11 protein-coding genes are annotated in these 11532 nt (G+C 71.7%); 6 read left to right on the top strand and 5 right to left on the bottom strand.

Annotation, left to right across the window (positions count from 1 at the left end):
• Positions 1-110: 110 nt before the first annotated feature.
• The 5 genes from AC5L3X_RS23500 to AC5L3X_RS23480 all read right to left on the bottom strand — a co-directional run bounded on the left by AC5L3X_RS23500 (position 111) and on the right by AC5L3X_RS23480 (position 4206).
• The gene (locus AC5L3X_RS23500) at positions 111-755 is read right to left on the bottom strand and encodes a response regulator (protein ID WP_494859611.1); all 645 of its coding nucleotides are present in this window, start codon (positions 753-755) and stop codon (positions 111-113) included.
• Positions 746-1858 carry a sensor histidine kinase gene (locus AC5L3X_RS23495; RefSeq protein ID WP_494859610.1) on the bottom strand — a complete coding sequence of 371 codons (1113 nt, stop codon included), beginning with the start codon at positions 1856-1858 and terminating at the stop codon, positions 746-748. The genes AC5L3X_RS23500 and AC5L3X_RS23495 overlap by 10 nt, the downstream gene beginning before the upstream one ends.
• A gap of 10 nt (positions 1859-1868) precedes the next feature.
• Positions 1869-2735 (bottom strand): ABC transporter permease, encoded by an 867-nt coding sequence (locus tag AC5L3X_RS23490; RefSeq protein WP_494859608.1) that lies wholly within the window; start codon positions 2733-2735, stop codon positions 1869-1871.
• On the bottom strand, positions 2732-3628 hold the full coding sequence (locus AC5L3X_RS23485; protein ID WP_494859606.1) for an ATP-binding cassette domain-containing protein: 897 nt from the start codon (positions 3626-3628) through the stop codon (positions 2732-2734). The genes AC5L3X_RS23490 and AC5L3X_RS23485 overlap by 4 nt, the downstream gene beginning before the upstream one ends.
• Before the next feature lie 95 nt (positions 3629-3723).
• Entirely contained in the window at positions 3724-4206 is a 483-nt protein-coding gene (locus tag AC5L3X_RS23480) for a metallophosphoesterase family protein (protein ID WP_494859605.1), read from the bottom strand.
• Between the two features lie 132 nt (positions 4207-4338).
• Between AC5L3X_RS23480 and AC5L3X_RS23475 the strand changes: the two genes are divergently transcribed.
• From AC5L3X_RS23475 to AC5L3X_RS23450, 6 genes are all read left to right on the top strand, one after another.
• Entirely contained in the window at positions 4339-4575 is a 237-nt protein-coding gene (locus AC5L3X_RS23475; RefSeq protein WP_494859604.1) for a hypothetical protein, read from the top strand.
• Positions 4576-4800: 225 nt separating this feature from the next.
• A complete protein-coding gene (locus tag AC5L3X_RS23470; RefSeq protein ID WP_494859603.1) occupies positions 4801-5166 on the top strand; it encodes a hypothetical protein in 366 nt (121 codons plus the stop codon).
• A 76-nt stretch (positions 5167-5242) separates the two neighbouring features.
• A complete protein-coding gene (locus AC5L3X_RS23465; protein ID WP_494859602.1) occupies positions 5243-6274 on the top strand; it encodes a WXG100-like domain-containing protein in 1032 nt (343 codons plus the stop codon).
• Positions 6275-6740: 466 nt separating this feature from the next.
• Positions 6741-8051, top strand: a complete 1311-nt coding sequence (locus AC5L3X_RS23460) for an MFS transporter (RefSeq protein ID WP_494859600.1) — start codon at positions 6741-6743, stop codon at positions 8049-8051.
• Between the two features lie 8 nt (positions 8052-8059).
• On the top strand, positions 8060-10129 hold the full coding sequence (locus AC5L3X_RS23455) for a molybdopterin oxidoreductase family protein (RefSeq protein WP_494859599.1): 2070 nt from the start codon (positions 8060-8062) through the stop codon (positions 10127-10129).
• Positions 10126-11520 carry an FAD-dependent oxidoreductase gene (locus AC5L3X_RS23450; RefSeq protein WP_494859597.1) on the top strand — a complete coding sequence of 465 codons (1395 nt, stop codon included), beginning with the start codon at positions 10126-10128 and terminating at the stop codon, positions 11518-11520. Before AC5L3X_RS23455 ends, AC5L3X_RS23450 begins: the two co-directional genes overlap by 4 nt.
• The last annotated feature ends 12 nt before the right edge of the window (positions 11521-11532 follow it).

Raw genomic sequence — 11532 nt, 5'->3', positions numbered from 1 at the left:
GAGAGAGTGAAGAGAACGTGTCCGCTTTGCAAGGGTTGCCGACTAACTAAAACTTGACATGTCATGAGATGTGATCTGGTCAGGAGCGCTGCCACGGAGCCGATGACGGCTCAGCCGTCGAGATAGCGCAGGATGGCCAGCACTCGCCTGCTGTAGACGAGGGTCCGCGGCAGGTCGAGCTTGTCGAAGATGGCGTTGACGTGCTTCTCGACCGTGCTCAGCGAGACGTGCAGGTTGCCGGCGATGGCGGAGTTGGCGTAGCCCTGCGCCAGTTGCCGCAGCACCTCCGACTCGCGCTCGCTGAGCGTGGCCAGCGGGTCGGCGTGGCTGGTGCGGGCCAGCAGCTGGCGCACCACCTCGGGATCGATCACGGTGCCGCCCGCCCGGACCCGCTCCAGCGCCCCCAGGAAGTCGGCCACCTCCGACACCCGGTCCTTGAGCAGGTAGCCCACGCCCTCGGCGGCCTCGGTGAGCAACTCGGCCGCGTAGGTCTTCTCCACGTACTGCGACAGCACCACGATGCCGACGCCGGGCCAGCGCCGGCGGATCTCCAGGGCGGCGCGCAGCCCCTCGTCTGAGTGACCGGGCGGCATCCGCACGTCCACCACGGCCACGTCGGGCCGGTCGGCGGCCACCGCCTCGACCAGCGCCTCCGCGTCGCCCACGGCCGCCACCACCTGGTGGCCCGCCTCTTCGAGCAGGCGGATCAGGCCCTCGCGGAGCAGCACCGCGTCGTCGGCCAGGATCAGCCGCACGGCGCCTGCTTCGGCAGCCAGGCGCGCACCCGGGTGCCGCCGCCCGTCGCGGGCCCCACCTCGAACCCGCCGTCGAGCGCGAGCACCCGCCGGGCCAGCCCCGACAGCCCGCCGCCCGCCGGATCGGCCCCGCCGCGCCCGTCGTCGGAGATGGTCACCCGAACCTCCCGTTCGTCCTCCTCCAGGACGACCAGGATGTCACGGGCCTCCGCGTGCTTGACCGCGTTGGTGATCGCCTCGCGCGCCACGAAGTAGAGTGCCGTCTCCACCTCCGAGACCGGCCGCCCGGCCAGCCCGTAGTGCACCGTCACCGGGACGCTCGACCGCTCGGCCACGCCCTCCAGCGCCGCGCGCAGGCCCAGCTCGTCGAGCGCGGTCGGATAGATCCGCCAGGCCACGCCGCGCAGCTCGTCGAGGAGTTGCCGCGACTCGAGGTAGGCCTGGTCGACCAGCTCGGCGGCCGCGCCGGGGCTGTGCCGGGCCCGGCCGAGCAGCATGGCCAGCGCGACGCCGCGCTGCTGCACACCGTCGTGCAGGTCACGCTCGATCCGCCGCCGCTCGTCGTCGACCGCCCGCACGATGCCGGACCGGGTGCTGGTCAGCTCGGCGATGCGCCGCCGCATCACCTCCTCCGGGCCGGGGCCCAGGAACCGTACGGCCAGCCGCCGCTCGGCTCCGGCGACCAGCCGGCACCAGGCCACGGCGAGCGCCAGCATCACCACGGCGCAGGTGAGGCCGACCGCCCAGCTCTCCGTCGTCAGCCGGACGCCGGGGAGGTTCAGCGACACGGGGCTGCTCTGGCCGTACGTCATGGCCCAGAGGCCGCCCGACGCGAACAGCAGCCCGGTGAACGTCAGCACCAGCGCCACGTAGCCGCCGAGCACCCCGATCAGACCGCGCAGCGCGACGTAGCCGGCGGCGGGGACGCCGTCCGGGAGGTGGTGCCCGAGCCAGGCCGACGAGCGGGCCCGCTCGACCGCCGCCAGCCGGGGCGCCCACCCGGATCGCCACGGCCAGGCGAGCAGCAGCAGGGCCAGCGCGGCGGCGCCGGTGAACGTCCCGGCCAGCACGCCGGCGAGCCTGCGAAGGACCACGGCAGTCACGCCGCGCAGTCTAGGCATCGCGCCGGCGCAGCACGGCCAGCCCGGCCGCCAGCCCCGCGACCGTCCAGCCGGCCAGCCAGGCCAGGCCCTCCCACGACCCGTAGGGCAGCGGACCGCCGGTCGGGTTGTCGGCGCTCTCCATGAACGCCAGCCCAGCGAACATCGGCAGCCGCAGCGCCAGCTCCATCGCGACCGGCGCGCCCGACATGAGCAGCAGCAGCGGCAGCCCGAGCAGCAGCATGAACACCACGGTCAGCGTGCCGGCCGCGTTCCGCAACGCGGTGCCGAGGCCGAGCGCCAGCACCGACACCAGCGCGCAGAACACGCCGAGCCGCAGCAGGTCCACGGCGGCGCGCCCGGCGGGCAGCGTGACGAGCCCGCCGAAGATCGGGGCCGACAGCACCAGGTAGGCGGCGGCCGCCGCGGCCACGCCCGACAACACGCCGATCACGAACGCCGCCGGCGCGACCACCAGGGCCTTCGCGGCCAGCATCCGGCCCCTGATCGGGGTGGCCCGCAGCGTGCTCCGGATGGAGCCGGACGCGTACTCCGAGGTGATCGCCGGCATGGCCAGGGCGACCAGGGTGAGCTGGGCGAACACCATCGCCGAGATCGCCGCGTCGGTGGCGGGCAGGCGGACCGTCGTGACGCCGTCGCGCAGCAGCTCCGTCACCCGTGAGCCGCCGAGCGTGAGCGCGGCCAGGACGGTCAGCGCGACCGTGCCCGCCACGCACCACCAGGTCGACCGCACCGACCACAACTTCCCCCACTCCGCCGCCACGCCCCGTGACACCGCGACCACCACGCCCGCCCGCGCGCCCGCCGAGGCCGGAGGCCCCGGGGGCGCCGCCGTCTCCTCGATCCCCGCCTCGTTCATCGCGCGCTCCCGTACTCGACGCTGTTCGCGGTCAGTTCCTGGTAGGCCTGTTCGAGGGACGCCTCGCGCGCGCTCAGCTCGTGCAGGCGGATCCCGGCCTCGTGCGCCAGGTCGCCGATCCGCTCGATCGGCGCGCCGGTGGCGACCAGTTCGTTCTCGGCCCGCCGCTCGACGGCGACGCCCTCGGCGGCCAGCAGCAGCGCGAGGTCGCCCGCGTGCGGGCTGCGGACCAGCACCGCGCCGGCCGCCAGCACCTCCTTAAGGGGCGCGTCCACGATCAGCCGCCCCTTCCCGATCATCACCAGGTGGTCGGCGGTGAGCTGCATCTCGCTCATCAGGTGACTGGCGACGAACACCGTCCGCCCCTCGGCCGCCAGCGAGCGCATCAGGCGGCGCACCCAGCGCACGCCATCGGGGTCGAGCCCGTTGACGGGCTCGTCGAACATCAGCACCTCGGGATCGCCGAGCAGCGCGCCCGCGATGCCGGCCCGCTGGCTCATCCCCAGCGACAGTGTCCCCGCCCGCTTCCCGGCGACGGCGTCGAGGCCGACCATCTCCAGCACCTCGGCCACCCGGGCCCGGCCGATGCCGCTGGCGCGGGCCAGCGCGAGCAGGTGCGCGCGGACGGAGCGGCCCGGGTGCACCGCTCGCGCGTCCAGAGTGGCGCCCACCGTCCGGAGCGGGTTCTCCAGCTCGTGGTACGGCCGGCCGCCGATCAGCGCGTGGCCCTCGGTCGGGCGGTCGAGCCCGAGGATCATGCGCATCGTGGTGGACTTGCCGGCGCCGTTCGGGCCGAGGAAGCCGGTGACGGCGCCGGTCCTGAGCCGGAGCGTCAGGCCGTCGACGGCCATCCGGTCGCCATAGCGTTTGCTGAGTCGGTCAAGGCTGATCACGTGGTCCACGCTAGGAAACCGGCCCTCCGCCCGCCATGGGGGCGATCCGCCGACTCCCATGGCGGTTTCCCGCACCATGCCGGACGAGCCCGGCTCTAGGTGACCGGGACGATCCTCGCCTCCCGCAGGGCGCCGTGCTCGATGGTGAGCAGGCCCAGGGTGCCGTGCGGCTGACGGCGGCGGTCGGTCGGCGAGCCCGGGTTGAAGATGCGCAGGCCCTCGCCCGTCTCGTCCATCGGGATGTGGGAGTGGCCGAAGACCACCAGGTCCGCCTCGGGGAAACGGCGGCGCATCCGGCGCAGCCTGCCCTGGACGGGGCCACTGTCGTGGATCATGGCGATCCGGAGGCCGTGGAGGGTGAGCTCCAGCGTCTCGGGGGCGGCCACGTCAGGACCGTCGTTGTTGCCCTTGACCACGTGGACCGGCGCGTACGCGGACAGCTCGTCGAGCACGGAGGCGACGCACACGTCTCCGGCGTGCAGGATCATGTCGGCGCCGCGCAGGTGCTCGGCTACCCGGGGCGGGCAGGAGCGCCACCGGCGGGGCGCGTGCGTGTCGGACAGCACCACCACGTTCATCCGGCCACCCTGCCCGCCGCCACAGGCTCCATACGGCCCCTCCTTTGGTCGGTTGTTCCGGCTACCGAAGTAGGGTGGCCCGCAGGCCGAGGACCGATCCGTGACGGGTGGCGAATCCGTACTGTCCTGATCATGCAGAAAGCCATCCAGTTCGCCGGGTTCGTCATGGTCCTGCAGGGCGTCAGCGGCGCCATCGACCATCTGTGGGCGCAGCCCTTCATGGGCGCGGTCCTCAACCTCTTCAACCGCGTTGTCATCCCCCGCGTCGACCTCCTGGCCGCGTACCCGCTCTTCGCGAACCTGGCCCTGGCCGTCCTCGGCGCCGTCGTGATCATCGCCACGGACCGCTTGCGCGGCCGCATCGACTGAGGAGCGGCGACTGGCTCGTGACCGCGCGGCGCGACGCTCGGTTGTCACCCTCTGGGCATGATCGACCTGACAGCGGCCTCTGGGCCTCCAGGAAGCGCGACAAGCTGTACGGCATTTCTTTTCGCTCTATCCATGCACGTCAGCAGGGGTATTAGCCAGGCTCCAGCAAGCACGAAGCGGGTGATAACTTATGCCCTGGCGGCTCGGTTGCACTGCTGGAGGGACGTGGAAGCGGAACTGAGAGTCGACAGGACGTCGCTGACCAAAGCCGCGCGGGGCATGCGGGATGCAGCCGGAGTTTTCGCGAGCGACACCGACGTGCTCATGTCCGCCGTCGCCGGTGGTGGAAATTCCCCTTGGGGAGACGGGACCATCGGCATCGTCATGAACCAGATCAACGAGATGGTGGGCCAGGCGTGCCGCCACTTGTCCACCCGTCTCCACCAGAGCAGCACATGCATCGAGGCGATGCGTGAACATCACAGCACCGGCGAACAGGCCTCCACCGCCCTCTTCCCGCCCATCGACCAGCACGCGGACTCCCCCCTGCACGGGGCTCGGCCCGAGCCGGGCCACTCGTTCCTCCCGTGAGGCATGCCGACCTCTCACAGATGAGCCCGACTGCGCTGATCGTGGAGAGCCGCGGGAGGCCAGACCATTGGCGGTGATGCTTCCAGCGGAATTGGAGGTCGCATTCGGGGTGCTGGGCATACCGTGGCCCAGTCAGAACGAAGATGGGTTACGCCAGTGCGCGGACTCTTATCGAGCTTGCGCTACCACACTTGCCGCCGATGTCACTCCAACCGCGCACGGCGCCGTCCAGCACGTGAGAGCCCACAACGCAGGAAACGACATCGACGCGCTCGAGGTATTTTGGGCCAAGTATCAAGACGACGCGTGTGACACTTCCTACCTACCCAGCCTCACCACCATATTGAGGGCACTCGCCGACGGTCACCATCAGGCAGCCAACCTTGTCGAGGCCCTCAAGAACTCCCTTGTCACCGCCGCCAAGGCCGTGGCCATCCTGCTGACCACGGCCTTCGCCGGAGGCATCGCCGTACTTGTCATACGGACGAACCTCAGGGTCCTGCGCTGGATCGTCCAGCGTTGGGCGACCGTCACTCGGCACGCACTCGAACGGTTCTTCGGCGAAACCCTTTCGTGCCGCATTGAAGCCCGCCTCCGCCGCATCCTCAGCGCCTCGGGCCCCCATCGCTCCTCGGTGGAGACGGCCTCCGCAGACCTGCCAAGAGACATCCATCCCTTGGCAGGACTGTGGCTCACCCGCAGATCTCTCTCAGGCAACGGGCTCGACCCATTCAGATCCATCACGGAGTTCGCGAATCGAGGAGACGCGGAAAAACTCGTCGCGGCGACAGGAAAGAAATTCGACGGCGATTATCTAGAATATCGCCGCATGATAGAGGAGTGGCTGATAAATGAAGGGCGAAAAAAAGGACAGGAGCTCAACGGCGACATTCCACCCCTGTATTTCATGCTGAACTCACGACCCTCGGGCAGCCTTGGCGACGAATTCGTGACCATCAACATACCGGCTGAGGCCATACCGGCCGAGCACATGACCATGACGATCGAGGACAGCTTTTTCAACTACATGCTGAGGGATCCCACGCGCAGGGATCAGGTTGATCTGACGAACCTCCGGCTTCGCACGTTCTCAACGCCGGGGAGATGAGAGCGATCATCGACACCGGCGGCTTTCCCGAACATCTCGACGGTAAGGAGCTCGGGCGTTACATCGAGGTCCAGGTATGGTCGCGAGACGCCCCGATCTTCGAGCAGGTGCGGAGCTTGCTGACCGAGAATACGGAGCGAGGCAAGGTCGTGACAGTGAAGAGGTCAGCGAGATGAATTCGGCCGCCGGTGCCCAGGTCTGCAGTCGCGGCCTCCAGGGCGGCCTCGCGCACATCGTCGTCTCGCACGTCAGCAGCGACCTGCTCACGCCGGAGGCCACGTGAGACGCAAGCGGCAGAGAAAGTTCTCACAACCCGTTCTTTACGGGTGTGTTTCCCCTGTGATGCATGTGTGTCGCTCGTTACAGCGGTGCGTCACCGGTAACGGGGGCACGGCCACGCGGCGTCAGCGCGCGTAACCGGCCCTTCCTACGCTCACGGTCCTGAAGCGGAGCGTAGGAGGGCACGATGGCGCGCTGGCTAGACGAGTGGCACCCCGACGACGAGACCTTCTGGGAGACGACAGGCAAGAGGATCGCCCGGCGCAACCTGATCTTCTCGATCTTCGCCGAGCATCTCGGTTTCACGGTCTGGACCCTGTGGAGCATCGTGGCCGCCCAGATGGGCGCCTACGACTTCTCCACCGACCAGTTGTTCTGGCTGGTGGCGCTGCCCAACCTGATCGGGGCGGCGCTGCGCGTGCCCTACACGTTCGGGCCGGCCCGGTTCGGCGGACGCGACTTCACCACGGTCAGCGCGTTGCTGCTGCTCGTCCCCGCCGTGCTGCTGGGGGTGGCGGTCAGCGACCCGGGCACGCCGTACTGGATGTTCCTGCTGATCGCGGCGCTGGCCGGGGTCGGCGGCGGCAACTTCGCCTCCAGCATGGCCAACATCACCTACTTCTACCCGCGCTCCCAGCAGGGCGTGGCGCTCGGACTGAACGCCGCCGGAGGCAACATCGGGGTCAGCTCGGTGCAGCTGGTCATGCCGCTGGTGATCGGCGGGTTCGGGCTGGCGGCGGCGGGCTGGTTCTGGGTGCCGCTGGTGGTGCTGGCCGCGGCCTGCGCGTGGTTCTTCATGGACAACCTGACCAGCGCCCGGACGAGCTCGCGTGAGCAGCTGGCGGTGGCCGGGCGGGTCCAGACGTGGATCATGTCGTTCCTCTACATCGGCACGTTCGGCTCGTTCATCGGCTACTCGACGGCGTTCCCGCTGCTGAGCAAGAGCCTGTTCCCCGGCTCGCCGTGGGCGGCCGTGGCGTTCGCCGGCCCGCTGGCCGGGTCGCTGATCAGGCCGGTCGGCGGCTGGCTGGCCGACCGGCTCGGCGGGGCGCCGGTGACGCTGTGGAACTTCGCCGCCATGGGCGCCGGCGTGGCGCTGGTCTGGCTGGGCAGCGCCTCGGGCGCGTTCTGGCTGTTCTTCCTGGCCTTCCTGACGCTGTTCCTCACGGCGGGCATCGGCAACGGGTCCACCTACCGGATGATCCCGGCGATCTTCCAGGCCAAGGCGGTGGCCGAGCGCGGCGAGAGCGAGGAGGCGCTGCTGCACGGCAAGCGTCAGGCCGCCGCGGCGATCGGCATCATCTCGGCGGTCGGCGCGCTCGGCGGGTTCCTCATCAACCGGGCGTTCGGCATGTCGTTCGCGGCGACCGGCGGCCCGGCGACGGCGTTCGCCGCGTTCGGCGTCTTCTACCTGGCGTGCTTCGCCCTGACCTGGGGGTGCTACGTGCGCACCGTGGGCGTCTCCCGCGTGGCCAGCCTCGCCCACGCCCGGGTGTGACACCTCCCGTGACAGCCCACGCGACCTGCCCTGCGACCAGCCTCGCGGTCGGCCCCGCGACCGGCCCGGTGGCGACCCACTGCCCCTACTGCGCCCTGCAGTGCGGGATGACGATCGGCGCCGACCTCGCCATCGCCCCACGGACCGACATCCCGGCCAACGCGGCCGGCGCGCTCTGCCAGAAGGGCTGGACCGCGGCCGAGCTGCTGACCAACGGCGAGCGGCTGACCACCCCCCTCCTGTACGGCCGGCCGGCCTCGTGGGAGCGGGCGCTCGACCACGTGGCGGCCCGGCTGTCCGCGATCCGCGCCGAACACGGCCCCGACGCCGTGGCCGTGTTCGGCGGCGGCGGGCTCACCAACGAGAAGGCCTACCAGCTCGGCAAGCTGGCCCGGGTGGTGCTCGGCACCAGCCAGATCGACTACAACGGCCGCTTCTGCATGTCGTCGGCCGCGGCCGCCTCGATCAGGGCGTTCGGCATGGACCGCGGGCTGCCGTTCCCGATCACGGACCTGGCCGAGGCCGACGTGGTGCTGCTGGCCGGGGCCAACGTCGCCGAGACCATGCCGCCGTTCGTCCGCCACCTGCCGGCCGAGCGGCTCATCGTCGTCGACCCGCGCCGCACGCCGACGGCGCGGCCGGCCTGGCTGCACCTGCAGCCCGCGCCCGGCACCGACCTCGCGCTCGCGCTCGGCCTGCTGCACCTGGCCGTCGCCGAAGGGCTGGTGGACGAGCCGTACGTGGCCGAACGGACCGCCGGGTTCGACGAGGTGCGCACCTCGCTCGCGTCGTGGTGGCCGGAGCGGGTCGAGCGGATCACCGGGGTGCCGGTCCCCCGGATGCGGCAGGCCGTACGCGCCCTGGCGGCGGCCCGCCGGGCGGTGGTGCTCACCGGCCGGGGCGCCGAGCAGCACGCCAAGGGCACCGACACGGTCACCGCGTACATCAACCTGGCGCTGGCGCTGGGTCTGCCTGGCCGGCACGGCTCCGGCTACGGCTGCCTGACCGGGCAGGGCAACGGGCAGGGCGGCCGGGAGCACGGCCAGAAGGCCGACCAGCTGCCCGGCTACCGCAGCATCGACGATCCGGCGGCCCGCGAGCACGTCGCCGCGGTGTGGGGCGTGGATCCCCGCGACCTGCCGGGGGCCGGACGCTCGGCGTACGAGCTGCTGGACGCGCTCGGCAGGCCGGCCGGGCCGCGGGCGCTGCTGGTGTTCGGCTCCAACCCCGTGGTGTCCGCGCCCCGCTCGGCGCACGTGACGGGCCGGCTCGGCGCGCTCGACCTGCTGGTCGTGGCCGACGTGGTGCTGTCGGAGACCGCCGCGCTGGCCGAGGTGGTGTTCCCGGTAACGCAGTGGGCCGAGGAGACCGGCACGATGACCAACCTGGAAGGACGGGTGCTGCTGCGCCGCCGCGCCGTCGCGCCGCCCCCGGACGTCCGCACCGACCTGGAGGTCATCCAAGGGCTGGCCGCGCGGTTCGGCCACCGGTTCGCGGCCGAGCCGCGCGAGGTGTTCGACGAGCTGCGCCGGGCCGGCGCGGGCGGTCCCGCCGACTACTCCGGCATCACCTACGAACGGATCGAGGAGGAGAAGGGCGTGTTCTGGCCCTGTCCCGCGCCCGGCCATCCCGGCACGCCGCGCCCGTTCCTCGACGGGTTCGCCACGCCCGACGGCCGGGCCAGGTTCGTGCCCGTCGAGCACCGGCCGCCCGCCGAGGAGACCGACGACGACTACCCCGTCCATCTGACCACCGGGCGGGTGCTCGCCCACTACCAGAGCGGCGCGCAGACGCGCAGGATCGGGCCGCTGGCCGAGGCCGTGCCCGAGCCGTACGTCGAGCTCCATCCCGACCTCGCCGAGCAGTTGGAGATCGTCGCCGGCGACCTGGTGCGGGTCCGCGGCCGGCGGGGCGAGGAGCAGGTCGTGGCCCGGATCAGCGACGCGATCCGGCGGGACACGGTGTTCATGCCGTTCCACTGGGAGGGGGTCAACCGGCTGACCAACCCGGCGCTCGACCCCACGTCCCGGATGCCGGAGTTCAAGGTCTGCGCGGTCAGGGTGGAGAGGGTCACATGAGGCTCGTCGTGGTGGGCAACGGCATGGCCGGCTCGCGGCTGGTGAGCGAGGTGCGGGCGCGCGATCCGCGGATCGACGTCACGGTGCTCGGCGCGGAGACGTGCCCGCCGTACAACCGGGTGCTGCTGTCGAACGTGCTCGCCGGAACCACCCGGCCCGAGCAGGTACGGCTGCTCGACCCCTCCTGGTACGGCACGCACCGGGTGCGGGCGGTGTTCGGCAGCCCGGTCGAGCTGATCGACCGGGACACCCGGACGGTGCTGACGGCGGACGGGCGGCGCGAGCCGTACGACGTGCTGGTCCTGGCGACCGGCAGCGAGGCGGTCGTGCCACCGATCCCCGGCGTGGAGCGGGCGATCCCGTTCCGGACGCTCGGCGACTGCCGGCGCATCCTCGCGGCGGCGGAGCGGAGCCGCCGGGCCGTGGTGATCGGCGGCGGGCTGCTCGGCGTCGAGGCGGCCCGCGGGCTGGCCGGGCGCGGCCTGCCCGTGACGCTGCTGCACCTGGCCGGCCATCTGATGGAACGGCAGCTCGACGTCGAGGCGGGAGAGGTCCTCGGCGAGACGCTGGCCGGGCTGGGCGTCGAGACCCGCACCGGCGTGGCCGCCGAGGCGGTGCTGGAGGAGGGCGTACGGCTGGCGGGCGGCGAGCTGGTCGAAGGCGACCTGGTGGTGTTGGCCTGCGGGGTCCGGCCGGTGACCGGTCTGGCCGCCGACGCGGGCCTGGAGGTGCGGCGGGGCGTCGTCGTGGACGACGAGCTGCGCACCGACGACCCGGCGATCTTCGCCATCGGTGAGTGCGCCGAGCACGACGGCACCGTGTACGGCCTGGTCGCGCCCGCGTGGGAGCAGGCGGCCGTGGCCGCCGCCGTCATCACCGGCGGCAAGCTCCTCTACCGGGGTTCGCGGCTGGTGACCAGGCTGAAGGCGACGAGCGTGGAGCTGGCCGCGATGGGCGAGACCCAGCTCACCGAGGAACACGCCGAGGTGGTGCGCTTCAGCCATCGGGCCCGGGGCACCTACCGCAAGCTGGTCATCCGGGACGGCCGGCTGGTGGGCGCGATCCTGCTGGGCGAGAGCGACGCGGTCGGCACGCTCACCCAGCTGTTCGACCGAGGCGGGCCGGTGCCGGGTGATCGGGCCGGGCTGCTGTTCCCGGGCCTGTCGGCCGCGCCGGTCGCCGACAACCCGACGCTAATGCCCGACGCGGCCACGGTGTGCCACTGCAACAACGTGACCAAGGGCCGGATCCGGGCCTGCTGGGAGGCCGGCGCCCGCGACGTGCCGGGCATAGCGGCCGGCACCAGGGCCACGACCGGCTGCGGAAGCTGCCGCGACGCCGTGGCCGGCCTCGTCGGCTGGTTGTGCGAGCAGGAAGGAGTGCCGGCGTGACCGGACGGAACG

The organism is Nonomuraea sp. CX421, from assembly GCF_059358955.1.
This window is presented reverse-complemented; position numbering and strand designations above follow the sequence as displayed.